We start from the raw sequence: 25,534 nt of genomic DNA on the forward strand, positions 1-25,534 counted from the left end.
CGCTTCTGACAACCGTTAACGGTTTTCATTGACCATTTGCATAATCCGATGTCTAGACCAGGAAACTAATAATCGAAGGCAGGAGCAACAACACCCCAAAAATTGTAAACTATGTAGGGCAAGGATAAACGGCTCCGCCATCCTTTGGGACAGGCGCGTTTACCGATGAAATATAGAAACATGTATAAGATGTAACTTATACTTTCTAGTATTTAAAAAAAGCTACCTGCCAATATAAACTGTACCCTATCGAGTAGACACTTTAAAAAAGTCTCTCGATAGGGTACTTTTGTTTAAAGCAGATAGCTTTTGCTTATTTAATCAAAGACATAAATTCTGCACGAAGTGCCGGATCTGTACGGAACTGGCCGCGAACGCCTGATGTAACCGTCAAGCTGCCCGGCTTTTTAATGCCGCGTGCGCACATGCACATATGCTCGCCTTCTACGACGACCATCACACCATGCGGGGAAAGCTCCTCATCCAAAATATCAGCAATTTGCGCAGTTACACGCTCTTGCACCTGCAAGCGTCTTGTAACGGCATCGACCAAACGAGCCAGCTTGCTCAGCCCTACAATTTTGCCGCTTGGGATATAGCCGATATGGGCTTTGCCGAAAAACGGAGCCATATGATGCTCGCAATGACTGTAAAACACGATATCTTTAACAATAACCAGCTCTTCATGCTGCTCATCGAAGGTTACGCCAAGCACTTCACGAGGGTCTACGCTATAGCCTGCAAACACCTCTTCATACATCCGTGTAACGCGAGCCGGAGTTTCTATTAACCCTTCACGCTCTACATTCTCACCCATTAACCGCAATATTTCTTTCACATGGTGTTCTATCTGTTCCCGGTTGTCTGAAACATTCGAATTGACGTAGTCTTTCTTGCCCGCCATTCAAAACACTCCTTCCGGCATTCCGCCTCTTTATCTACGAGGAAACTTTTGATTTTTCATCATATTTTGTGCACGAGCCATTTGCTGCTTATTTAAATTGTATCCCATTTGTTTCGCCATCTTCTGCATCATTTCAGGATCGTTCTGCATTTTCTCAAGCTGCTTGCGCAAATAGAACACGCCAATAAAGAAGCCGCCTGCCAATCCAATCAGCAATGTTACAATGGGAATCACGTAATCATACCACATTCAAATTCACCTATTCCTTTTTAAATATAAAAACCCAACATCACTGTATAATAGCATGTTCAACCCTAGACCGCAATTGAGAAACGGAGAAAATATATAAAAGAAGTCTCTGCAACGCTAAAATCCCACGAGACTCCTTTTTTATTTTGCTGAATGGATCAAAACTGTTGCGATTTCAGCGCTATTAAAAAATGATACAAACTTAATTTTCCACTTTCAGCGCCTAACCACTTTGTATGTTTTTTCGCCACAATTGTGCTCCTCGGGGCATTTCCTTTTATTCGAGCTCACTCACCCGCGTTGCCGTTCCCCTTTCCCTTCTCGTTGCCTCTCCTGCTCCTGCTCTGATCCTCTTTCTCCGAACAATCAAAGCACAGCAGGGTCTTATCCTCCAATACAACCCCGTTAATAAACCCATCCTGACAAAAAACTTGCTTGTTGCATGATATACAATAGCCTACTAGTTCCTGCATCGCTCTCTACTCCTCCTTAGAAGCAGTCTCAGTGATTTGTTTCGCATGCAAACGAAGAAACATCTCATTCACTTCGACGCACAACGCTTCGTCATCAATGAGCCCCCACCAATATTTTTTAAACAACTGCCGAAGTCCGACGAATGATTCGTTCGATAAATTCATTTCACGATGCAGTCGATAAGATGACATTATTTCACGGTAGAGAGCGAATCGAGACGGGCGATTAATTCCTTGTTGCGGTTCAAGCTGTAATTCCGTCACCGACCTTCTGGCAGTCAAGCTGACTGTCCTCTCGCGAATTATTTTTTGAGCCCGATCAGAAGCTAGATAATCCACCAGCAATTTAGCCATTTCCTTATTTTTTGAATGTTTATTAATGGCAATGCCGATTACAGTTAAAAGCGTGCGCGGTTCATACCTGTAAGGCAAAGGCGATATATCAAAGTCTATATTTTTAAAATCATTCATAGACATGTACGTCGTCATAATCATTGAAATCTTGTCTTGCATAAATAATTCCGTCACATCTTGACTGCTCTCAGATACATAGCTTGGATACACTTTCGAATCCGTTACAATCCGCTTGCACAGGCGAATGCATTCCATCAAGCGAGTATCCGCCAACTGTAGAGAACCTTCCTCGTCCGGCTCAAACTTCATTCCGCTTTGCACAATAAAGATAGGCCACCGGTTATCAGATAACAAATAAAAATATAACCCGAATTTATCTCCGCCAGCGGTCAGCTCTGCTGCATAACGCAAACAATCATCCCATGTCCAGCTGCTATCCGGCTCGGGCACATTAGCTTCTTGAAAATGTTTTCTATTATATGCAAGTATAATGGGAGAGAATACTAACGGCCTAGCATATAGTGTTCCGCCATCATAAAAGGCATCTTCCGTAAAGGGGTATAAATTTCTATCTGCCTGCAGAGCTTCTAGCAAATGAAGCTGACCGAAATCCGCAATACTTTGAAAATCCGTATTATTTAATGTAAATACATCTATTTGAAATTGATCCAAATGCTCCTTCAAATTATCCGCATAATCCGATACCGTCTTTACGAGCACGGTCCTTACCCGTTTGTCCGGATACAAGGAATGAAAATCTTCCAGGAGAGCTGTTAAGCTAATATCCCGTTCGATGGAAGACGTTACGCCAAGCGTAATGGTAGATTGGCTGCCAGGTATATAATCGAGCACTCGGCTGCCGACGCGATCTATTTTGGCAATAAGCTGCTCCTCTACAAGCATATCAAGCCCTTTGCGAACCGATTTATTGCTTAATTGATATTGCTCGGACAGCATCTTCTCAGATGGCAGATATTGCCCCGGAGCCAAACGGCCATCATAAATATCAGAGCGCAAACGATCTATCATGCCATGCAGCCTCGCGTTAAAAGACTTTCGACTTGGTTTATCAGGTTTGTCCATAAGCAAATGGCTCCCTTTCTCTTTGTTCTAGACAAACACTATTCTACCAAATATTCAAAGTATTTATTAGTTATTTTACGCTTACCCCCGACAATAGTTGACTGAATCATTGGCTTGTCTCCGTTTAATCGATCATATTGACTTAATACGACGGTTGTCTGGTGTAGAGAAGTATAACAAGGGTTTAAAAAGAGTACACAAATGGGGCGATCCAGTGATCAGCTTTCGCTGACTTTCCGGAGCACCCCATCATTATATATTCTACTTATCGGACAACCTTTACACTCTTTATTTCGCTGGAAGTGACGCCCGCATCATTGACAAGCTCAATGCGATATTCATACGTTCCAATTGCCTTGCCGCTAATCTTTGTCTGCGCTGTCTGAGCGCCTGGTGTTGCCGCAACAAGCGGCTGCTCGTCAATCAATACGCCGTTCTCGTACAGACGATACGCAGTGCCGTTCGTTCCCCACCACATATTCATAGTTACGGTATAATCGCCGTCACCGTCCCAGTTGTCATGGGAGAGAACCGGTTTGTCCGGAGCTGCGTCAGTCACTGTAACTGTAAGCAGACTGCTTGTCGTTGTACCATAGCTGTTGACCAACTCAGCGCGATATGTGTAGACGCCATTCTCCCGACCGCTAATCGCAGTTCCCGTTGTTTGTGCCGCCGGCGCCAGATCGTTCAACGATTTCGTATCAATCAGCACATCATTCTCATACAGTCGGTAGATAGTGCCATTATTCCCCCACCACATATTCATCGTAATCGTGTAAGCACCATCGCGCAAACCATTGTCATGACCATTGTTATGAGACAATACCGGCTTGCCCGGCACCCCAGCGCTTGGTCCGCTTGGAATTTCCGGCTTTTCCTCTACTACGTTTACTTGCAATCTATTTGACTGCTTCGTCACTCCATTGACAGTCAAACTAACATAAATTTCAGCCTCACCGCTCTGCAGAGACGTAACTATTCCCCCCTCAACAGATACAACCTCAGGGTTACTGGAATAATAATCAATTTGCAAACTGCCGGACATACTTAGTTTTCTGCCTTTCTCCAAGAAGGCCTGTATATCCAACACTGCATGTTCCTGCTCATACATTGTCATTTTCTCCAAAGCAATCTCTACTTTGTCCAAGTTTACCAATAGTGATTCGTCAGTATATTTCCACAAATTAACTTTATCATCTTGAAAATAAAAATTGCCGAAATCGTCTTGGGCCAAGAAATTAGGTCTCGAAGGCGTTTTAAATAAAGTTACCTGTTTCGTTTCAGCATCAACTTTAAAAAACTTATCCCTGCTTACCCCATATACATTGCCATCAGTGGCTACTTGCAAGTAAGCGTCTCCCCAAACCGTACTTATATAATTGACAGGAAACAGCTCACCGCTATATATGACTTCATTCTTTTGAGGATCAAAAATAAACAGATAGCCTTCGCTGACCCCCCATATATTTCCGTCCGGCCCTTCTATAAGTCCCGTAACAGCCTTCTTGCCTGCAACAGGCACAATTTCCATTTCCTTCACTCCGCTGCCCACATCCCAAACAAATAGCTTACCTTCCGTTTCCAAAGGCTCTATTCCTAGACCGCCCCAAACGCTGGTTCCGCCATACACCTTGCCATCCTTGTAAGCTAACGAAACTACACTTTGATTTCCAACTATATCCCCAATGACTTGAGTATTCTGGGTCTCAGGATCATAGATTGCAAACGCGCCTTGATGTTTACCGTAATTAGCTACAGTACCTATAAACAATTTATTTTCCTGCTCGACACCCAACATGCCGAATGGCCTATCTTGACCAGGGATATCGAATAATGTGTTGAAATTCCACTTCGTCGACACATCGTATTCCACGATTCTAGCCCCTGGATAAACACCATAATACAGTTTGTTCCCTAAACTTGTAATCGCTTCCGATTGACTAATTGCGCTAAACATGTCGATATTCCCTGTAATCGGGTCGTACACCCCTGCGCCGCCCAGGTAACCGCCGCTATATATTTTGCCGTCAGGACCTTGGGTAATACTGCGAATTTCATTTGGCTGGCCTGGAATTTCCAGCGGCGTAATTTCGGTTTCGCCTGTTTGCAAATTATATTTCAATAAAGTAGTGCTTAATAACGCCACAAGCGTAAAACCTGGATACTCTGGGTCATCCAATTCCATAAAGTGCATACTTCGAGGATAAGCACTTAGTCCGATATTAGAAATCGTCCCCTTCTCCTTGCTAACTAAATCATAATAATTAAAATCCCCGTCTTCCGTGAAATAATATATCTTATCGTCATATGGGGACACGGGACTAACTTTTTCGTGTATACGATCGCCAAGAACATCATCGACGTTGTCAGTCTCGGTATCAATCACAATCATCGTATTGTTATCACCCAGTCGAACGAACAGTTTTCCTTGGCGCAAGCCGAGCCAATAAGGGAAAGCGCCTTCCGCATATTCCTCCGGTAAAATATTATTCTTTTGCCCTGTTTGCATATCGTACTTAATGATATGCGGTTTTGTCCCGACTGCCGCATAAAGAAGCTGCTTGTCAGAATCGACATCCAATCTTCTTACATAATATTCGTTATCAGTCATTCGACCAAGGTCTGAAAATTGATTTGCATGAATGTCATAGGCAAATACTTTTCCGCCCGGGTAGGTGCCTCCATACAACTTACCGTCCGCTCCATTTTCCAAAGACCAGATATGGGTTTCACCCGAGATTGCCGCCCCCAAATTATCAACCTTGTCTGAACCGGGAGTATACCGATAAATTCGTCCGGTGTTAGAAGAACCTATATAAATATTACCGTCAGGTCCCGTCGTCATCGCCCATGAGATCTTTGTATCCGGAAGTTCGATCATCTTTTCAACCGAGTAAGTCTTCAGATCTACTACTGCCAGTTGGGCTGGAGTCCCATTAACGCCAACAAATAATAGAGGTTTGCCACTTGGATCATAACCAATAGTAGAGCTTGCTGTAACTGCTCTAGTAATTTGTGTCCCCAAATTAGTAAACTGTCCTTTGTCCGGTTCCTCCTGCATGAGAGCGACCTTATCGAAATATGCTGTTGCGATACCAGGTAATGTTGAATAAAGCAGAATAGTTGCATAGGCCGTATTTTCGGGAGCTGTAGCGGAAACGGCAAGTGGCGCGAAGTTATTTTGATGTGCAGCTGTGCTTGACGCACTGGCCTGATTCAGCCTTACATTTTGGCTATCGTAAAATCTCAAATATATTTGCACTTTGCCTTCTAGCGTATACGCCATAACAGATGCGTTATAGCTCTCTCCCGCGACTATTGGAATAGGTTTGGTTTCCACCCCTGCTGTATGCTCTGTACTTCGATCAATGATCTTCAAGCTTTGTGAACCTTTGTAATACTGTTCATCCGTAATAATATATTCATTAAGAGGAGTGTTAAAAATTTTGTTCCAACCGGGAATATTATTTTTGCTATCCACAGGCTCTTCAAAACTATCGTTTGTAACGATGACAGGAACATCCGCACGGACCGTTTTTGGTGCAACAAACATGGACGGAAACAACAGAGTTAATACGATAAACAAGATGATGACGCTTCCAAATCTGTTTGATTGAGTACGCAACATTTTCTCACCTCATCAGAAATAGATAGGCTGTCGTTTAGACAGCCCTCGTATTATTTGATTAACCGGATATTAGAGGGTGTCAATTAATTGTGGTAGGGCAACAAACAAATGAAAGGAATGTTACTACGATCAAGTTTGTGATTCCGACCGCTGTTGTAGTCCAATTTTCTTGAATAAACAACCCCTGAAAAGGATAAAATTGGCCTACAAAGGCGGACGCTGCCGCTTCTCCATCCCCAATCTTGCTCTTCGTACCCCTTTCTTATATGTAAATCAATCGTTGCCCAAAATTAATCGACACCCCTTTTTACTGTTTTACTCAAATTGCCGATTCGCTTGGATTGCTTCTACTTCGTTTCAAAGCCGCCGACAGCGCGAATTTGTTCGCTATACTTATCGAAAATATCTTTGCCTTTATGCTTCGTCAGCAATTCATTCAAGTAGCCTTCCCAACCATCCATCGGCAGGTCGCCAAAGACCAGTTTGGAAAGTGTTGCATTCATTTCTTTGCGGTAATCGGCAATATTAATTCCTGCAGGCGGTGTGACATAGGCGCCTCCTGCGTAAGATACATGCTTGTAAGATAATACGGTGTCAACAATTTCACGATCGCGATCTGTTTCATTCGGGTTAATAATTTCCAGACCAATCGGAGCTGCGCTGGCAACGTTAGTAAAGAAGTAGTAAATCTCCAGGAAACGACCATTTTTCTCGTTTATTTCATTAATAACATCAGGTTTTAACGTAACCTTGTCGCCATCTCTCGTATAGGATTCCCCTTCTTTGCCATAATGCGTAAGCAAGAAACCTTCCGGACTAGCCAGAAACTCCAATATTTCCATCATTCTGGTCACTTTCTCCGGCTCCTTCTCGATTAGTTTAACCGGAATAACAAAGCCATTTGAGCCTTGCGGCTTAGAAATGATTCCTTTCTTGTCGGGAAACGGATTGAATGGAATAATATCAGCGTTCGGGTTAATTTCGCGCATACGATTAAGCACACTGGTATCGCTGCCTTCCAAAGCGAAGTCCCGTCCCTGAGCTTTAATTATCCCTACCCGCCCTTCAATAAAGCGGCTTTGATGATCTGAGCCTTTGTTCAAGAACCAGTTCGGATCTACAATTTTCTCATCAACTACACTCTTAATATCTCTAAGCGCATCCACCGTTCTTATATTAGAGCCGGCATCAATTAATTGACCTTCATCTACAAACATGCTGGAGTAAAAGTCATTCTTCACCCACTCAAGCCAATCAAATCCAACGTTCGCTCCATTGCCGGATGTACTGAACCCATAAGTATCATCCTTGCCATTGCGATCCGGATCTTCGAATGTGAAAGCACGCATCGCATGCAGTGCTTCTTCATAATTCTTAGGAACTTCCAGCCCAAGATTGTCTAGCCAGTCTTTACGAATGTACCAAGCAACATAAGGATCAAGGTTATACGGAATCGGCGCGCGCAATCCCTCTGCTGCTCCTTCAATCGTGTAGTAGCCCTTCAGATCACTTTCGGTAATCCATTTGAAATAGTTAGGCATTTTCTCAGGTGACAGGAATGGACGCAAGTCGCCAATCAATCCGTCTTTTGCATATGTTTGCGAATCCCGTCCGCTGACAACCATCAGATCAGGCGCAGTATTGGACGCAAAACGGGCATTTATTTTATTCGTCGAATCGGGTCCAGCCGCCATATACGTAACATTCCAGTTAACGTTAAACATCTCGTCAATTGTTTGCTTTACAAAATCTTTATCTGCACTTGGAATGGAGCCGCCGCTCGCTGAAGGCACGAAAAACTCAATATCGTATTTGGCAGAACGATCTGGTCCTTTCGTGGCTTCTTGATCGCTGCCTTCCTTATCATTCCCGCTAGCTTCAGATGGCGGCGGTGTAGCAGCCGGCGGTTTCTCCTCTGTCTTGCCGCATGCAGCTACGAATAACATGGACACTAATAAAACAGATAACATAAGAAGCAAACCTTTTCTCATTTTCATCTAAAATAACCCCTCTCCTGCTATATAATTCGTGTTCAAAAAGTCCGGTTTTCAGAACCGAGAAGATTGTATGAAACTAGAAATCGGAGGCGCGGAGCGTACTTAAAGGTACGTGAGCACTGGAGATTTCGGCAAATACCGGGCCCCGCGAAAGTAATCGGAATTTACATCGAAGCTTATCTTCACTTTTGTGGGTATCTTAAAGATTCGATGTCGAGACGCTTCCTGAGCTACTTCGTTATCAAAATTGGACTTTTTGAACTACCTCTGTCAACCTTTCACAGCGCCAAGCATAACACCACTCGTAAAGTATTTTTGTACAAATGGATAAACGAATAAGATCGGCAATGTTGTGGCAACAACCATCGCCATCCGCATCGCAACCGGCGGAAGCTGAGACTCAAGCCCTTGCACCTGGCTCATCATTTCCTGGCTTAAATTCGGCTGCAGCAGCATATCCCTCAGTATGACTTGCAACGGATACAGCTTTTGATCGGTAATAAACATAATGCCGGCAAAAAATTCATTCCAGTGAGCGACAGCATAAAACAAGCCGATCGTTGCGATAATGGCTTTCGACAGCGGCAAAACAATGAGCACCAGCGTTTGCAAGTCATTACAACCATCGATTTTAGCCGCTTCTTGAATTTCGATTGAAATATTTTCGAAGAATGTTTTTGTAATAAGAAAATTAAAGGTAACGATTAAACTTGGGATAACCATGCTCCATACTGAATTTAGCAAACCGAATTCTTTTACGACCAAATAAGTTGGAATCAGTCCTCCGTTGAACACCATTGTAAACACAATCAGAAACAAAAATGTGGAACGGCCCGGCATTTGTTTGCGTGATAATGGATAAGCCAGCAACATCGTAAACACAATGTTCAGAATTGTGCCGACAACAGTAACAAAGACTGTAACTTTGAGCGCTTGTGAAAATCTCTGTCCTGTGAAAATAGCCTGATAAGCGCCAAACGTCACTTCTTTCGGAAATAAAACCATACTCCCGCTGCGCGCCAATTCCTTCAGCGGCGTAATCGACATGACGACCACATAGTAAATCGGCAACAGAGTAAGGAGACCCAGCAGCGTCAGCACGACATAAAAGCATGCATCAAGCAAACGATCGCTACGGGATTTTATTTGCAGATTCATTTTTCTGATTCCCCCTTACCATATTCCTGATTCGTCGAAGCGCTTCGCGAGAGAATTGGCTCCAAGGACGAGTATTAAACCAACTATTGATTTGAAGAATCCTACCGCGGCGGCAAAGCTGAATTGCATTTCCTCGAGCCCCCGCCTGAACACCCAGGTATCAATAATATCTCCGACATCATATACTCTGGCATTGAGGAAAACATAGACTTGGGCGAAGCCGGCATCCAATATACTTCCTACTCGAATAATGAGCAGCAGAATGATAACATTGCGGATACCCGGAAGCGTAATATGCCAGATTTGTCTCCAGCGTCCCGCACCATCGACAACGGCTGCTTCATAGAGGGTGGAATCAATGGCAGTAAGCGCTGCCAAGTAAATAATCGCGCCAAACCCGACTTCCTTCCAAATTTGCGACAAATACAGAATCGGTCTGAACCAGGACTTGGAAGTCAGAAAATCAACTGGCTGGCCTCCAAAAAACTTAATCAATTCGTTTAATAGTCCATCGCCAGGCGAAAGGAAGGCAAGCGCTAATCCATAAATAATCACCCATGACAAAAAGTGCGGCATATATGAAATCGTCTGAATGGTTCGTTTGAACCATCTCGATCCGACTTCATTCAAGATAAGAGCTAGCATAATATCCGGAATCATGCCAAAAACAATTTTGAATACGCTAATGACCAGTGTATTTCTTAGTAAAATGTAAAAATCACTGCTCTGGAATATTTCACGAAAATGCTTCAGTCCAACCCAATCACTTCCGAAAAAACCTTTCATAATGCTGTAATCTTTAAAAGCCACTACCAATCCGAACATCGGTAAATATTTGAAGCATAAATAATAAGCCAATCCCGGAATTAACATGAGGTACATCCACTTGTACTCTTTCAAGGCTCTAATGATCCGGCTTGAGTCCCCCTTTCGCTTTGGCAAAACTGCATATGCCGTTTCTTTATCTACTCCCATCCCCGCCATATTCTCACCTCAGTCTTTTTTAAAGCGCTTTCAGTATGTACGCTCATTATAGCGAGTAAGAAATGACGGAAATAGGTAACGGATTATGGATTATGTGCAAATATTATAGAGTTATAGAGCCGATCGTTTGAATGCTGTCGGTGTCGTTCCGACATGTTCCTTGAACATTTTGCAAAAATACCGGTAGTTATCGATCCCTACCTTTTGGGACACTTCGTAGATCTTCAAATCCGATTTTTGCAGCAGCTCCTTTGCTTTCTCAATGCGAACCCTGGTGATATAGTCTGACAAATATTCGCCCGTTTCCTGTTTAAACAATTGCCCCAAATAAGCTGAGTTCATCTGCATTTCGTCAGCCAACATACGAATTGTCAAATCTTTGTCGACGTTCGAGGCAATACGCTCGCACAGCCGTTGAATTTCTTTGCGAACCATTGGCTTTTCGTGGAGCAACTGCAGCGGGATCGATAATTCAGCTATTAATTGCTGCCACCACTCGCGATATTGCGCCCATTCTGTAATAAGCTTCAACTTTAAAGAAAAATGACGAAATACACTGTTCGGGATATCTGCGATGTGATCCAGAGCCATCTTGGCCACATTCACCAGATATAGAGGAGAACAGAGCGGTGTTTGAAGGGTTATCAAGCGGTTCACTTCGGCCAGGAAAGCCGCCCACTCTCTCTGCTCCAGCATTCTGGTCAGCTTGGCGGCTTGTTCCAACTGCTGGACTCGATCATAATTGCTCAGTTCAACAGTGTTTTTCGGTTCAACAACATCATTTAGTTCGGCAGCGTAAAAGCTTTGCTCTGCCTTTAGCAAGGCTATTGAAAACTTGCTATTACGCTCGTTCACATTCGAGCCAATCGAGCTTACATTTACGATGCCATTTACTTGAAACAACAGACTTATTTCTTTCGCAACCTCATGTCGAAATTGATGAACAAGCTGCTGCATAACGTGAATGCCGAACCCTTGAGCTATACTTAGCTGAACAACAAGATGGAAATCCCCGAGCGGAAAAGCAACAATTTTCACATCAGATACGATTTCACTTGTCCAGCTCTGTATTTTTCCGGCAATTTTTCTTTGCAGCGACTCCAGGCTTCTTCCACTTTGAATCTGGGTTTGATCGTGCAAGCTGCAAATAATCGAAGCATATACATAATACTGGCCATGCAAATACAAGACCGTTTTCAGCTCGCTCTCCAAATCCGGAACGGATTGATTGTATAGCCAAGCCTCCAAAAGCATCTTCTTCCGATTCCACAAATCAATTTCTTCTGACCGTTCATTTTTCGTCCGCAGCATACCTTCAGCCGCTTTCTGGCACGCCCCTATAATTCTTTCTTTGGAAAGCCCCATCTTCAACAAATAATTTTTCGCTCCCAGACCAATCGCTTGCTGCGCATAGGTAAACTCATCATGAGCTGTCAAGAAAATAATCTCGACTTGCGGCCATCGTTCCTTCACTTTTTGGGCAAAACTAATCCCGTCCATAACAGGCATCGTAATATCCGTCAACACAATATCCGGTAATTCGCGCTCCATCATTTGCAAGGCTTGCTGGCCATGAACAGCGGCTCCCACCCAGCTGAACCCCGATTCGGCCCATGGAATATGCCTTTCAAAATGCTCTCTTACAAATTGTTCATCGTCCACTATTAAAATTTTGCATTCGCTCATCACTTTTCCCCCTTGTTCATCGACCCGGCCATCGGCAATTGAATACTTACCATTAGCCCTTCATCGTCGTTATTTTCGATTTTCAAGCCGTATTCCAGCCCATAATAAAGCTCAATTCGCTCTTGTATATTACGAACTCCCAAATTATTCAATCCTGAATGCGAATCCCGTTTCAGTCCCTTCTGGAATAACTGTTCAATCTTCTCCTCTTCCATTCCGGGACCGGTATCGCTGACTTCGATGACCACTTGATTCGCCGCTGACTGTGCAGCAGTAACAATAATATGATTTACATCCCTTTGATCGGACAAGCCATAGAAAATACTGTTTTCAACGAGGGTAATCAAGGTTAGCTTAGGAACAGACACCAAATACAACAATTCGTCTGGAATAACAACGTCCAATTCAAAAATAGAACCGTATCGCAAACGCATTAATTCCGCGTAATTTTCTAACTGTTTTATTTCCGAGCCAAGCGGCACAACATCCCCTACTTTGTCGATCGAATATTTTAACAGCCCCATCAAGGACTGTATTAAAGGCCCAATCTCTTGTACACGCTCCGTTTCACTGAGCCAGTAAAAAGCATTCAGCGTGTTATATAAAAAGTGCGGTTTTATTTGGGAATGCAAGACGCGGATTTCCTCCACCCGTTTCCGTTCTTCCGCTTCTTTCAAATTTTCGAATAATTCTTTAATGTTTTGCATCATTTTATTAAAGTGCATGGAGATAAGACCAAACTCATCTTTTCGTACTTTGGAAATTTGCGTATCCAGCTGACCTAGCGATCCTTTATTCATTTGCTTAATAATTTGACTGATCGGTTTCTTTATGTACCACGCAAGCCGATTGGCCATAAATATCGATAATACAATCCAGATTAAAAAAATAACAAAAAATTGTTTCTGCACTGCTGTCAGCAGCGGATAGGCGTCCCTTTCGTTAACAACCGCAAATACAATCCAATCCCATCTGTTATTGTCGCTTTTCAGCACCCTGTGCGCTCCCTCTGACGTATGCACCGTGTTAAAGGAATTTCCATGATCCAACAGGACGGAGCGAAGCTTCTGCACCATTTCATCCTGATGTATTTTTTCTCTGTGATAATAAACATTTGCATTGGACGCCAAAAACTCGCCGCTTCTCGAAAAAACATAAATATTTTTGTTCGGTGAATACGAATTTACACCGCTTACGAACGAATCTACGTTCAATTCCAGAGCAATTGTAATTTTCTTTGCCTTATCATTTGTCGTAAAAGATTTTGCTACCGTAATCGCCCTGCCAAACCCCGAATCAAACGGCTCGCTCCACCAGAATCCCCACTGTTCCGCTTGCCGAGTCACATCGGCAATAAAATCGTCCGTCAACCAATGACGATAAAGAGCCGGTGAAGATATAACGACATTCCCATCTTCAATCACATACGCTGCATTCATTTCATCCGAATTCAAATCAATATAATTGCTCATCAATAACATAAAGTTCTCACGGGCCAACGATTCATAAATATTGCTATTCGAAAAATAAACCAACTGAGACTGCACATTCACCATATACCACTTCAAATAGTCTTCCACATACTCCACAGACTGCTGTAACGACTTTTCCTGATTTTCCTTCACTACCACATAGATGGTTGAATAGGCAATGATGCCTATCATAATTAAAACAATCACAACGGAGGTAAAGGCAATCAAAAATAATTTAGTGCTGATGCTTTGCAAAAAAAGAAACCTTCTGCTCAAGACTCCCCCTCCTCCTTTGTTTTTGGTAAGCGTTTTCATTTTTTTCGTGCAAATCTTTCCCTATTATACTCAAATTTATTGTCCGGTTTATAGGCTACTTCCTATAGAAATGTACAAAAATTATAGATTCAAGGTGAAACGGCTGTCGCCGTCCTTTGGACTGGCGCGTTTACCGATGAACTCACTCAAATGATCTAACGAATCGTGAGAGCGCTATTTCGTCTAAAAAGCGCCTTTTTGAAATCTAACGAAGATATACGCTCTTATTTGCTCCTAACTGTGTCAAAACGAGTGGAAAGTTCACACATAGCACAACTGATCTTCGTTATATTTTTAAACGAGCTGATTTTCGCCAAATAGAGCATTTAATCTTCGTTAGATTCAAGTCCTGTCTCTAGTATTTCAAGGATATACGGCATCGCCGTCCATCGCTTTGACGAAAGAGGCGCGTTCATACAAGACAGAGATGAAAGCTTCCATTTCTACTTTGTACACCAGTTTGATGTATATACGAAAACACTTTTCAGAAATCTCAAGCATCAAAAATAAATAATATTGCATATTGACAGTAGTGCGAATCAATGAGTAAGATATAACACAACAAATGTACATCAAATATACACCAGAACTATTATTAAATCCAAAAAAACCAATAGATGTACACCAGTTTTTTTATTGGAGAAAGGAGATGACGATTACGGTATGACGATCAAAATCACCCTTGCCAAACACGCTGTCATGAAGGAGCCGCTGCTTATGCCCTTCGGCTTTAAGGGCGCTTACTTATCTGAACTGTGGCAATCGATCACACTGCTAAGTAATGAGCACAATCAAACCGGTATAGGCGTCGGAGTACAAAGTGTATTGTGGTCAGATGCCTCTGTATTCGAGCAGTTCGGGGAAACAGCCGGCAACGAGCTGATGGCGGATATGACCCGCTATGCTTTGAAGCAGATAGAAGGCAATCAATACTCCACCCCCTTCGAGCTGCTGGAAGAAACGTTGCCGATGGTTTATCAGTACGGGCTTAACACTTTGCGGTTAACTGATTTACGAAGCACTTTCGCCCTTAATGCACTCGTAGCTGTTGATCAAGCCGCGTGGGCGTTATTCAGCAGAAACAGTAGTTCTTCCTTTAAGGAGCTTGTTCCTAAATACTATCAGGACGCGCTTGGAGAGCCGCAGCCGGCATTGGCAAGCATACCGCTTGTTCCGTACGGAATGCCGGAAGAAGCGATTGACCGTTTACTTTCCGCTGGTTATTTTCTGTTAAAAATCAAGGTTGGCGCTGATCCGGAGCAGGACGGCGATCTGGATAAAATGCTGAATTGGGACTGCCAGCGGCTGTCTCAAATTCATAGCATCGCTTCTCAATATAGGACCGCTCATACAGCGGACGGGAAAATTGCTTACTACCTGGATGCTAATGGCCGATATGACAGTCCGGACCGTCTGATGAAGCTGCTTGAGCATGCTGACCGTATTGGCGCATTACCTCATATCATTTTATTCGAAGAGCCTTTTTCAGAGGATCAAAGCTGGGATGTGCACCATATTCCCGTCAGGCTGGCAGCCGATGAGAGTATTCATAACGAAGCCGACGCTGTGAATAGAATCGAACAGGGCTACGGAGCTCTGGCGCTTAAGCCTGTAGCCAAAACGATGAGCATGAGCCTCAAAATAGCCAAACTGGCCAGAGAAAGAAACATTCCATGCTTCTGTGCCGATTTAACTGCAAATCCGGTTCTAGCGGACTGGAATAAAAATCTCGCAGCCTATTTGCCTTTATTACCCGAATTAAAGGTAGGCGTAATTGAGACGAACGGTTATCAAAACTATCGGGAATGGGAGCGCATGAAAAGCTGGCATCCTCTTGCAGGCTCCATTTGGACCGAGGCTACCAACGGTTTATACCATTTAGATGATCAATTCTACCGAACCGCTGGAGGAGCGCTGGACATTGCGGAGCCATACGAATCGTTAGTACGTGGAAAACACGAATATTGAAGCCAATGCGAATAGAAGAAGTTGGTTAGCGGCGCAGATTTCGCAATACTATAGCAAAAACATTGTGCTAAAGGGGAATATACGATGACAAAGATTGTTTTTCTTCAAGGTAAAGATGCGATAGAGAGAGGATTCAGCGCGGAACAGCTTGATCGGTTGCGCACACTTGGAGAGGTAGTGCTTAACGAAACGGACGGTCCGCCAACGCTTGAACAGATGAAGCGGCAAATTGCAAGCGCCGACATTGCTATTACCTCGTGGGGCTGCCAGCCGCTTACGGAAGATATACTTGCACACGCCCCTGATCTGAAGGCTGTACTGCATGCGGCAGGAACTGTCAAAGGCATTGTGACACCGGCTGTCTGGGAGAAAGGAATTCGCGTCTCCAATGCTTCGGAAGCGCTTGGTAAAGGTGTTGCAGAAACAGCTCTCGGGTTAACTATTGCTTCTTTGAAGGATATGTGGCGACTTTCACAGCATACGAAAACCGGAGCTTGGGGCAATAGAGAACGGGTCAAGGAACTGTACGATGTTACCATAGGAGTAGTTGGCGCTGGGAAAGCCGGCGGACATTACATCAAGCTGCTGCAAAATTTCGACGTCCGGGTTTTACTTTACGATCCGATAGCGACTCATGAAGAAGCACAGAGGTTAGGAGCGCATAAAGTCGATTTCGATCAGCTGCTGACTACATCGGATGTCATTTCTATCCACGCCCCTTCCCTGCCTTCTACCGATAATCTGTTCAATCGGGAGACGCTTGCAAAATTAAAGGATGATTGTATTCTCATCAATACAGCGAGGGGCACGATTATCGATGAAGCAGCCTTGACCGAGGAGCTCCGCAGCGGTCGGCTGTTTGCTTGCCTCGACGTTACTAACCCGGAGCCGCCTGTGCCGGACCATCCTTTCCGCAAGCTTCCCAATGCTATCTTACTGCCGCATATTGCCGGCTCCGTCAATAACGGAGTATACCGATTGGGAGTTTTTATCGTTGAAGATATCGAACGGTTTCTTAACAAAGAAAAGATGCGCGGAGAGGTATCAAGCGAGCAATTAAGTATATTGGCTTAAGCCGGACTCCTATTGTTCAAATGATAGTAATAATTAAAGTGCAGTCCGCCTCATAACAGAGGTTGGACTGCATTTATGAGTTACTTTTGCAAATTCGAACCATACTTCGGTAGAATCGTATTTTGCGTGTATAAATCCGTTTGACGCAGCGTCTCCACGATTGAAGCCATATCGAGTGCTTGCACCAATTGATCAATTGCCTTCACGCCAACTGCGGCATGTGCAGATCGCTCCTCCTCCGTCTTCAATAACGGCGTAACCATGTGATCTGACGGTTCATGGAAGTAAGAGCCGACTGCACCGGACTGATAAGCGTACTTGCCAAGCGAATTGCCAGGATTTTTAGCCATTCCCGCCATCATATGCTCAAAATCATACGTGACAGAAGGCGAATCTGGCATATTTAAAGGAACATCCTCCAGCCTGTCCAACACTTGATAAGCCCCAATGCTTATTTCATGGAATACATCCAGCAAATTGAATGATACTGACTCTGCAATCTTCAACAAATCCATATAAAGCGCCGGCACCTTTGTTTCGTCAAAGAAATCGCGAATCATGCCGCTCACAGTCAAGTATGCTGGACCGTGACATGTAATATAAATCTGTCTTCTGAAGCCTTGATAAAGCAATGATTTAGCAATTTTGTCGAGATAAGCCATTCCGTCCTTTACACTCATCCGCACCGTGCCCCGGGCAATATTCGTACCGCCTGCGAAGAAATACGGCAAATTATGCAGCACTAAACCATCTGTTTGCTCTGCCATCTTCAAGGCAATCGCTTCTGCCAATACTGTCTCGGAATCAAGCGGCAAAGCACCGTGAGTTTCTGTCACCCCGACAGGCACAAAAATAATATCATTACGATCCAAGTACGCTTCAACTTCGCCATTCGTTAATTTCGAAAGAAATCTTGTACGCATGGTTTCCTCTCCCTCTATCCTTTTCTTCCTACCGCTGTTGGCTGCTCACAATGGATCGGCAGCTTCTCTTCTCTCTTTTAAAGCGGCATACATTTCTGTTGTTTTTTTCGCATTCAGATTATAAATCAATCTTATTCCTATCAATATGATAGCGAATGCTAGAATTGGCATGCCTGTATACATTTTTAAAACACCATTTGCCACATCAGCTGATTGCGATTTCGCACCGGACTCAAAGCCAACCCAGCCCAGAGCGTAACTTCCAATGGCAGCACCTAGTCCCATCCCGACCTTACGTGCAAATGAGTAGAACGAGAAAAGCGTTCCTTCATAATGCTTGCCTGTCTGCAGCTCTGCATAATCGATACAATCTGTTACAAGCGCCCATACGACCATAACGAACACGGAATTGCCAATCATAGCCAAATTATATAAAACCATGAACACGTATACGTTCTCAAAAGTGACCAGCGTCATCAACAATGAAGCAGCCAGGCTGAAGATCGAAGTCGCAATAACCAAATTTCTTTTATTAAACTTAGCAACCAATTTCGGGACGATCACGAATAACACGAGTGTAATGCCAATATTGATAAAGGAGTTAATAGCAAATGCGCCCGGCATATGATAACGCTCTGCGAACACGATTGGAGCTAATTGACTGACTCCATTAATCACTAGAAGTGAACCGATGGACGCGACCATCATACCGATCAATGGTCTGTTTTTCATTCCGATTTTGAATGCATCCTTGAAGCTATAATCCGACTTCGCCCCTCCTGGTTTATCCTCACGAATACGTTCCGTCGATAGCTTCACAAGTCCTGTATAGGCTAATACGGACAACACACTGAACACAATTGCGATTTGGAAAAAAGCCTCTGGGATAACAGCTCCCGACTTATCATAGATAAAAATAGGGACAAGCGACAGAAACCCAAGACCGACTACCATCCCTCCAATTGCGCGGGCGCGAGACAGCTTTGTACGTTCAACCGGATCATTCGTAATGACAGATGCCAGTGAACCATATGGGATCGAATCTGCTGTGTAGGCGACACAGAAAAATAAATACACAAACACTACCCATACATGAACCGCTGTAGAATTCCAGCTCGACACATCCGTAAACGCTAACAGACACGAAGCTGCTAAAATCCATTTGGAAATACTAATATACGGCAGAAACTTATCGCCAGACTTGCCCAATCTCCAGCGGTCAGGAATTGTCCCCATTACAACATTACATAAAGCATCAAAAACTTTGCCCGCCAAAAACATCGTCCCCATGAAGTAAGGGCTTACATTTAATACATACGTACAGAAGATCAAGAAAAATCCGCCAATGTATAGATTGACAAAACTCCCGCCTATATCTCCAAGCGCATATCCAACCTGGTCTCTTGCCCCAAATTTCCTCATGATGCATCCTCTCCCAGCAATAAAGTACTTTCGTCCATCGTGTTGCTTAAACGTTTACATTTATTAAAAACTCTGTTGCATAGTAAGTAGTATACCTTGATCGACGAAATTACTTTTGCATTACAATTGCATCATTTTATATTAAAATTGCATCTTCACGATCCCAAAATAAACATTTTCCATTCATTGGACGAAGTATGTCACCTATCGGTGACCTTACTTGCCATCATCGTTTGTAAAGAACTTACGATGCGTCGCTATTTACAGTGCGGTCATCTATGACCGTTAGAACAAAAAAAACAGTCTTTTTGTTGCATATGGGGACATTTATGACCGTTAGAAGAACATTCCGTTGAATTCTCTAACTTTTTTCCCGATAACGGATATTTATGTCCGCTAGAAAGTGAATGTTGGTGAAAAATGAGCGCTAAACAAAGAGACATCATTGCTCATGCCCCTGTCATTTCTTGCTTTGTTTCTTATATTCAATTGGTGTTATCCCTTCAGCTTCTTTGAAAAATGTAGAGAAATACTGCGAGTTGCCGAAACCGACAATAATAGCAATCTCCGTCATCGAGAGATGGGAAAAGGCAATGAGCTGCTTAGCTTCCTTAATTCGTCTCAGGTTGCGGTAATGACTGATCGTAATCCCCTTCTCCTTCTTGAACGCACGCATCAAGTGGGAGGGATGAACATGCAGCTTCCTTGCAAGCTCCTCCATAGAAATATTTTCCGAAAAGTTCATCTCGATATAATCTTCTGCCTTCTCAACAACTGAATTGCTATTGTTTTTAGATTTCCGTATCGAACGGTCGGAATATTCAGCCAGCATCTTCTTATGAATTTCATCCAGCTCCGGCGTCGTTTTAGCAAACTCTATCATAATTGCATATTTTTCCGATATAAAATGACATTGCCAAGGGCTTAAACCTCCTCTTTCAGCTGCGTAGCTATAAAGAGTGTTATGTGATAATAAAATATTTTTGAAGGAGCGAATTTTATCGTTAGGGACACGATTCAAAATATTTAATTGCTGATCGCTGAATTTCTTAGACGCTTCAGCCTCATATTGTCGAATGGTAGATGGATCACCAAGTTGAATGCCTTCAAGCAATGCTTCCCTTAGCTTGTGAACGGCTTCAATATATTCAGGCGTAGGTCCGTTGCGATTCGTATGCATATTCGGAGACTTTACTTGTTGTTCTTCGTCCATGCCCGACTCCTTCCTGATCCTGACGCCATCAATTTTACATGCGTGACTTATTGTTTGCTCGTTTGTTTAATTTACTCAATCTTGCAGCTCATAGTCAAGAAAAATCAAAGGACGAGTCGCAGAGATAACCATCATTCTGTTGTAACGCTATTTATGCTCACAGAAGCTTCGCAAACTTGGATTCTAGTTATAAATTTGCATTGGTGTAGATAAAAGATCCTATTCCTAATATAATTGTAGTAATGACGAAGAACGTACCAATTCATCCTTAGCGGATAAATTGGTGCGTTTTTTTATTTTCAAGGGAAGGTGATAAAAATGAATTTTGAACAATGTCATGCTGCATTCATCCAGGATCATGCGCAAAAAAGAACAGGAGAACGGAAAGGCAGATTAGAAAGAGGGCATCGAGAGGCAGAAAAACTGTTTTGCCTAAATGTGTGGTGGGCGCTTCATTCTAACTTTGTCAATTTACATCCGGAATATGAAGTGTTGGATTGGAAAGGACATTCCTTCTTCTGCGACTTTGCTTGGATTACTTCAGCTGTAAAGCTAATTATCGAAATCAAAGGCTTTGGGCCGCATGTGCGGGATATGGACAGGCAGAAATATTGCAACGAATTAAACCGCGAAACTTTTTTGACGGGAATGGGATTCCAAGTTATTTCATTTGCATTTGATGACGTTGCCTATCGCCCGGAGCTTTGTACAGCTCTACTTCGATTGGTGCTAAGCCGCTATCAGTCTGCTGCTTCTCCGGTCAGCTTGAACAATGTAATGGAGAGGGAAATTATTAGACTTGCCTTCACGCTTGGACGCCCTTTTCGCCCTGTAGATATTGAGAATCACTTGGGCATTAATCACCGGACCGCTGTTCGCACCCTTCAAACGCTTTGTGCCAGTGGAATATTCGAAGCTGAAGCACGGAAATCGGGCAAATACGTCGTCCGATATCATATTAGACAGGATGCTATTCAATATTTGTAAAAATTCTGCGATTATACATCATTTTATTCGAGATAATCGATCTTAATGGTTTCTTCCTGCAAATATACAGGATATTAGTATATATTCTGGAAATAATCCAATTACCTCCATTAAATCCTGTATTTTAGCAGAATTTTGCGATTTTCCGTTAATTCCAGAGAAAAATGCTGCACTTTCGCATCATCCCCCCTGAACGCAGTTAAACGTAACATACTTTTTGAATGACGCCTCTTACATCCTAAGCGCCAATCAGGCTGGAGTCGTCCTTTCGCTCAATAAAACAAGTAAAGCTAATCATGCTAAAAAAAGTCGTTGAAATTTGCTTAAAGCAAATCAACGACTTTTTGTATTTTCCTGCTCTTCGTCAGATGTTTCCCAGTTACGCAGCGCTGCTTGTACCGCCTCCAGAGCTTCCGGGTCTTCCTCTCTGCCAAGCGCCCTTTGCAAAGCCCGCTCAGCTTCCTCTCCGCCAATTCTGCCTAGCGACCAAGCAGCAGTACCGCGCAAAACAGGACGGCTGTCTTGCTCCAGCACCCGAATTAAATCTTGAACCGCGCTTGCCTCCTTGAAGTTTCCCAGCCCAATAACAGCATTGCGCTGAATCGGCTTTTTTCCTCTCCAAGCTGATGAGGTGCTGCCGTATTTCTCCTTGAATTCACGGTTGCCTATCGTTAGCAGCGGCACGAGCAGAGGCTTGGCAAGCTCTACATCCGGCTGCAGCTCCGACTGATGCGTCCAGTTTTTATGGCGGTTAATCGGACATACGATTTGGCAAGTATCACAGCCATATAAACGATTGCCGATTTTTCGCATCAGCTCATCCGGGACCATTCCTTTCGTCTGTGTAACAAACGAAACACAGCGCTTGGAATCAAGCTGACCAGGACCGACCAAAGCACCGGTAGGGCAAGCATCTATGCATTTGGTGCATGTGCCGCAGCCTTCAGTAACCGGCACATCAGGCGGCAGCGGCAAATTGGTTATCATCTCGCCCAGGTAAATCCATGAACCGAGCTCTGGCGATATGATGGCGCAATTTTTTGCGCTCCAGCCGATTCCTGCCCGCTCCGCAACTGCGCGGTCAGACAATGCCCCCGTATCCACCATACTCTCAACTCGCACATCTGGCACCCGTTCACGAAGCCACTGCTCCAGCTTCGCCAAGCGATCGCGAAGCACCGTATGGTAATCATCGCCCCAAGCCGATCTCGCCATAATGCCTCTTCGTGCTCCCGGCTCCGACTTCGGCGGATCGGGAAGCTTTGAAGGATAAGCGATAGCGATAGCAATAATTGACTGAGGCTTGTCAAATAAAAGCGATGGATCCGTACGCTTGTCCAAATCGGGCTCCTCAAAACCTGATTCTCTGCCCAACTCTCGGTGACGCAGCAGTCTTTCCTTCAGCACGGTGAATGGAGCTGCGGAAGCTACGCCTATTTGATCTATGCCAAGCGACTTGGCGGCCGCCTTCATTTCTTCCTTAAGTTCAGCCCATTGCATCATAATCAACCTTTACAACCTTTTTATAGCTGCGCGGGCAAGCTCATCGCAGCGGTTATTCCATTCATTATCGCTATGCCCTTTTACTTTTACATAATCAACCTGATGCTTCTGCATCAGCTGCCATAGTTGCTTCCACAGCTCCTGATTTTCTACCGGATCCTTTTTACTGTTGCGCCAGCCATTTTTGATCCAGCCATGAATCCAGCCTTTTTGAAAACAATTGACGACGTAAGCGGAATCACTGTATATCGTAGCTTTGCATGGCTCTTTGAGTAAAGACAGCCCTTCTATAACCGCTTGAATTTCCATACGATTATTAGTAGTATGCTTGTCTCCGCCGGAAATTTCTTTTTTATGCTCACCATAAAATAGAACCGCTCCCCAGCCGCCAGGCCCAGGATTGCCTGAGCACGCGCCATCAGTATAAATCATAACCTCTTTCATATCAACCGCCTCCAAATATAAGCCTCGATCGTTTTTCTCCCATTAATGAGGAGCACTAATATCGTTCGTATTGTATTTTTTACGCTCTTCAGCTATAAGCTGTTTAACTCCGAAAGCGGCCAAATAATGAAATCTGCCTTGCCCAGTATGAGCTTCCTGTCGACCGCGGCAAAATCACGACTGTCCAAGCTGGCTTGCGCACGGCGGTTATCGCCCATTACAAAGTATTGATCTGCCTGCACCTCGTAAGGCCCAAAAGACTCCCCTTCAATTTCTGTATCGATGTAGCTTTCGTTCACTTGCTGCCCATTCCGGTACAAGAGACGATCATATACTTCAATTTTATCACCTGGAGCGCCGACTATACGCTTTACAAGCAGCTTTTCTTTTCCGTCGTTACCAAGCGGATTTTCCAGAATAACAACATCGCCCACTTTCGGGCTGCCAAATAAATACTTCCACTTGTTTATAAAAAGAACCTCTTTTTCCTTTAATGTAGGTTCCATGGAATGGCCCTTCACAATAGATAGCTGGAACACGAACGTATGCAAAATAATAACTATAACAAGTGCAAGCGAAATGGTTTTCATCCAGCTGATAAACTCCGAGCGTTTGGAACGCTGCATATCTGTATGCCCTCCTCCAGTCCTCAAAATGGCTTTACGCAAGGCGGGCAATCGGCTCTTGTAAAGCTCCCTCAATATAATAAGAAAAGCATATCCCGCAGCCAATTGCAACGGCAGCGCTGATATGCTTTCATAGATTTCCCAATTTTCATGATTCTAAAGTTATATATGACTTCATCTTGATAATAAACAACATGTGTGTAATGTTAAGTAATGGCGGAAATTAAAACTTATTAGCCTGCAACAATGCTCAGCTTATGAAAGGAACGAAAAAAATCATTATCTGCATAGCCTAACGACTCGTACAAAGGCAATACAGGTTCATTATGTTCATCTGCAGTAATCATAATTTGCGAAACTTTTCGAGTCTCAAATCTTTCCTTCAGTGCTAACACTAACGCTTTGCCGACACCTTTGCGCCGATAAACAGGAGAAACAGCTATCCGGTAATAATATCCTTTATTATTATCGATCGTACCGATAATAACGCCTGCTGCCTCAGACCCCACAGTAGCTACAAGGACAAGATCGCTGTCCCAAGAAAGTTGGCGAGCAAAAGCTTCCATCGTCTGCTCATAGCATTCCTCAGACAGTACTTCTTCAAGCAATGCGTTGACCAATTGATAATCCGACAATTGAAAAGAACGAACGTTCATTACTTTTACACCTTCTATACCTGTCATTTATGCTGCAAGTATCTATTATACGACAAATATTTTATAAAATCCTCTCTTTCCTGCAAATTTCTCAAAAAAATTCGACAAAGCCGCAGCTTGCTCTGACATGTACAGTGTAAACCTGCCGTCCATTGCTTTACCTGCGAATCATGGATAAACGGCTCAAACTTATAACTCATCAAATTTCGAGAAGCGAAAATCGGCATACTTGCCCTAACGGTTGCCAAAGTTGCTATTTCGATTATTTTAGCTCATTTGAGCATTTAACGGTTGTCACGAGCGCTATTGTATGATTTCTCAAGCAAAGTCAGTGCTTTTTGGGTAATTAAGTGCAATTGCAACCGTTAGAAAATTTAAGCTGTCATTTTTGTATGAATAACGTCAGTGGCAACCC

At 43.5% G+C, this 25,534-nt stretch carries 19 protein-coding genes; 3 read left to right on the forward strand and 16 right to left on the reverse strand.

Annotated features, from left to right (window positions below; genetic code table 11):
- Positions 1-313: 313 nt before the first annotated feature.
- From folE to V1L65_RS27710, 9 genes are all read right to left on the reverse strand, one after another.
- A complete protein-coding gene (gene folE, locus V1L65_RS27670; RefSeq protein WP_331702566.1) occupies positions 314-904 on the reverse strand; it encodes a GTP cyclohydrolase I FolE in 591 nt (196 codons plus the stop codon).
- A 30-nt stretch (positions 905-934) separates the two neighbouring features.
- Positions 935-1,153 (reverse strand): YneF family protein, encoded by a 219-nt coding sequence (locus V1L65_RS27675; RefSeq protein ID WP_331702567.1) that lies wholly within the window; start codon positions 1,151-1,153, stop codon positions 935-937.
- A gap of 479 nt (positions 1,154-1,632) precedes the next feature.
- A complete protein-coding gene (locus V1L65_RS27680; RefSeq protein ID WP_331702568.1) occupies positions 1,633-3,063 on the reverse strand; it encodes an extracellular solute-binding protein in 1,431 nt (476 codons plus the stop codon).
- A 265-nt stretch (positions 3,064-3,328) separates the two neighbouring features.
- The gene (locus tag V1L65_RS27685; protein ID WP_331702569.1) at positions 3,329-6,691 is read right to left on the reverse strand and encodes a chitinase N-terminal domain-containing protein; all 3,363 of its coding nucleotides are present in this window, start codon (positions 6,689-6,691) and stop codon (positions 3,329-3,331) included.
- A 347-nt stretch (positions 6,692-7,038) separates the two neighbouring features.
- Positions 7,039-8,688 carry an extracellular solute-binding protein gene (locus V1L65_RS27690; RefSeq protein WP_331702570.1) on the reverse strand — a complete coding sequence of 550 codons (1,650 nt, stop codon included), beginning with the start codon at positions 8,686-8,688 and terminating at the stop codon, positions 7,039-7,041.
- A 270-nt stretch (positions 8,689-8,958) separates the two neighbouring features.
- Positions 8,959-9,846, reverse strand: coding sequence for a carbohydrate ABC transporter permease (locus V1L65_RS27695; RefSeq protein WP_331702571.1), 888 nt, complete (start codon positions 9,844-9,846; stop codon positions 8,959-8,961).
- A gap of 15 nt (positions 9,847-9,861) precedes the next feature.
- Positions 9,862-10,830 (reverse strand): ABC transporter permease, encoded by a 969-nt coding sequence (locus tag V1L65_RS27700; protein ID WP_331702572.1) that lies wholly within the window; start codon positions 10,828-10,830, stop codon positions 9,862-9,864.
- A 111-nt stretch (positions 10,831-10,941) separates the two neighbouring features.
- Positions 10,942-12,516 (reverse strand): response regulator, encoded by a 1,575-nt coding sequence (locus V1L65_RS27705; protein WP_331702573.1) that lies wholly within the window; start codon positions 12,514-12,516, stop codon positions 10,942-10,944.
- Positions 12,516-14,264, reverse strand: coding sequence for a sensor histidine kinase (locus V1L65_RS27710; protein WP_331702574.1), 1,749 nt, complete (start codon positions 14,262-14,264; stop codon positions 12,516-12,518). Before V1L65_RS27710 ends, V1L65_RS27705 begins: the two co-directional genes overlap by 1 nt.
- Before the next feature lie 675 nt (positions 14,265-14,939).
- Here V1L65_RS27710 and V1L65_RS27715 point away from each other — a divergent pair.
- The gene (locus V1L65_RS27715; RefSeq protein WP_331702575.1) at positions 14,940-16,271 is read left to right on the forward strand and encodes an enolase C-terminal domain-like protein; all 1,332 of its coding nucleotides are present in this window, start codon (positions 14,940-14,942) and stop codon (positions 16,269-16,271) included.
- 84 nt (positions 16,272-16,355) lie between these two features.
- The gene (locus V1L65_RS27720) at positions 16,356-17,345 is read left to right on the forward strand and encodes a hydroxyacid dehydrogenase (RefSeq protein ID WP_331702577.1); all 990 of its coding nucleotides are present in this window, start codon (positions 16,356-16,358) and stop codon (positions 17,343-17,345) included.
- Positions 17,346-17,425: 80 nt separating this feature from the next.
- On the opposite strand, the gene V1L65_RS27725 is transcribed toward V1L65_RS27720, so the two are convergent.
- From V1L65_RS27725 to V1L65_RS27735, 3 genes are all read right to left on the reverse strand, one after another.
- Positions 17,426-18,268 (reverse strand): creatininase family protein, encoded by an 843-nt coding sequence (locus V1L65_RS27725; RefSeq protein WP_331702578.1) that lies wholly within the window; start codon positions 18,266-18,268, stop codon positions 17,426-17,428.
- 45 nt (positions 18,269-18,313) lie between these two features.
- Positions 18,314-19,690, reverse strand: coding sequence for an MFS transporter (locus V1L65_RS27730; RefSeq protein WP_331702579.1), 1,377 nt, complete (start codon positions 19,688-19,690; stop codon positions 18,314-18,316).
- A gap of 460 nt (positions 19,691-20,150) precedes the next feature.
- On the reverse strand, positions 20,151-20,903 hold the full coding sequence (locus V1L65_RS27735; protein WP_331702580.1) for an AraC family transcriptional regulator: 753 nt from the start codon (positions 20,901-20,903) through the stop codon (positions 20,151-20,153).
- A gap of 318 nt (positions 20,904-21,221) precedes the next feature.
- Between V1L65_RS27735 and V1L65_RS27740 the strand changes: the two genes are divergently transcribed.
- Positions 21,222-21,890: a hypothetical protein gene (locus V1L65_RS27740; RefSeq protein WP_331702581.1), complete on the forward strand. Its 669-nt coding sequence runs from the start codon at positions 21,222-21,224 to the stop codon at positions 21,888-21,890.
- A 333-nt stretch (positions 21,891-22,223) separates the two neighbouring features.
- On the opposite strand, the gene queG is transcribed toward V1L65_RS27740, so the two are convergent.
- From queG to V1L65_RS27760, 4 genes are all read right to left on the reverse strand, one after another.
- The gene (gene queG / locus V1L65_RS27745) at positions 22,224-23,393 is read right to left on the reverse strand and encodes a tRNA epoxyqueuosine(34) reductase QueG (protein ID WP_331702587.1); all 1,170 of its coding nucleotides are present in this window, start codon (positions 23,391-23,393) and stop codon (positions 22,224-22,226) included.
- A 9-nt stretch (positions 23,394-23,402) separates the two neighbouring features.
- A complete protein-coding gene (rnhA, locus tag V1L65_RS27750; RefSeq protein ID WP_331702582.1) occupies positions 23,403-23,837 on the reverse strand; it encodes a ribonuclease HI in 435 nt (144 codons plus the stop codon).
- A gap of 92 nt (positions 23,838-23,929) precedes the next feature.
- Complete coding sequence (gene lepB / locus V1L65_RS27755) at positions 23,930-24,463, reverse strand: signal peptidase I (RefSeq protein ID WP_331702583.1); 534 nt, start codon at positions 24,461-24,463, stop codon at positions 23,930-23,932.
- Between the two features lie 233 nt (positions 24,464-24,696).
- Positions 24,697-25,119: a GNAT family N-acetyltransferase gene (locus tag V1L65_RS27760; RefSeq protein WP_331702586.1), complete on the reverse strand. Its 423-nt coding sequence runs from the start codon at positions 25,117-25,119 to the stop codon at positions 24,697-24,699.
- Positions 25,120-25,534 lie beyond the last annotated feature (415 nt).

The sequence above is a fragment of the Paenibacillus sp. IITD108 genome (assembly GCF_036541265.1).
In the GTDB taxonomy this organism is placed as follows: domain Bacteria; phylum Bacillota; class Bacilli; order Paenibacillales; family Paenibacillaceae; genus Pristimantibacillus.

Excerpts from the sequence above, each read along its gene's own strand:
- V1L65_RS27690 (WP_331702570.1), bottom strand. The coding sequence starts at position 8,688 with ATGAAAATGAGAAAAGGTTTGCTTCTTATGTTATCTGTTTTATTAGTG.
- V1L65_RS27725 (WP_331702578.1), bottom strand. The coding sequence starts at position 18,268 with ATGCGTACAAGATTTCTTTCGAAATTAACGAATGGCGAAGTTGAAGCG.
- V1L65_RS27680 (WP_331702568.1), bottom strand. The coding sequence starts at position 3,063 with ATGGACAAACCTGATAAACCAAGTCGAAAGTCTTTTAACGCGAGGCTG.
- V1L65_RS27740 (WP_331702581.1), top strand. The coding sequence starts at position 21,222 with ATGAATTTTGAACAATGTCATGCTGCATTCATCCAGGATCATGCGCAA.
- lepB (WP_331702583.1), bottom strand. The coding sequence starts at position 24,463 with ATGCAGCGTTCCAAACGCTCGGAGTTTATCAGCTGGATGAAAACCATT.
- V1L65_RS27730 (WP_331702579.1), bottom strand. The coding sequence starts at position 19,690 with ATGAGGAAATTTGGGGCAAGAGACCAGGTTGGATATGCGCTTGGAGAT.
- V1L65_RS27705 (WP_331702573.1), bottom strand. The coding sequence starts at position 12,516 with ATGAGCGAATGCAAAATTTTAATAGTGGACGATGAACAATTTGTAAGA.
- rnhA (WP_331702582.1), bottom strand. The coding sequence starts at position 23,837 with ATGAAAGAGGTTATGATTTATACTGATGGCGCGTGCTCAGGCAATCCT.
- V1L65_RS27675 (WP_331702567.1), bottom strand. The coding sequence starts at position 1,153 with ATGTGGTATGATTACGTGATTCCCATTGTAACATTGCTGATTGGATTG.
- V1L65_RS27700 (WP_331702572.1), bottom strand. The coding sequence starts at position 10,830 with ATGGCGGGGATGGGAGTAGATAAAGAAACGGCATATGCAGTTTTGCCA.
- V1L65_RS27720 (WP_331702577.1), top strand. The coding sequence starts at position 16,356 with ATGACAAAGATTGTTTTTCTTCAAGGTAAAGATGCGATAGAGAGAGGA.
- V1L65_RS27735 (WP_331702580.1), bottom strand. The coding sequence starts at position 20,903 with ATGGACGAAGAACAACAAGTAAAGTCTCCGAATATGCATACGAATCGC.
- folE (WP_331702566.1), bottom strand. The coding sequence starts at position 904 with ATGGCGGGCAAGAAAGACTACGTCAATTCGAATGTTTCAGACAACCGG.
- queG (WP_331702587.1), bottom strand. The coding sequence starts at position 23,393 with ATGATGCAATGGGCTGAACTTAAGGAAGAAATGAAGGCGGCCGCCAAG.
- V1L65_RS27760 (WP_331702586.1), bottom strand. The coding sequence starts at position 25,119 with ATGAACGTTCGTTCTTTTCAATTGTCGGATTATCAATTGGTCAACGCA.
- V1L65_RS27685 (WP_331702569.1), bottom strand. The coding sequence starts at position 6,691 with ATGTTGCGTACTCAATCAAACAGATTTGGAAGCGTCATCATCTTGTTT.
- V1L65_RS27695 (WP_331702571.1), bottom strand. The coding sequence starts at position 9,846 with ATGAATCTGCAAATAAAATCCCGTAGCGATCGTTTGCTTGATGCATGC.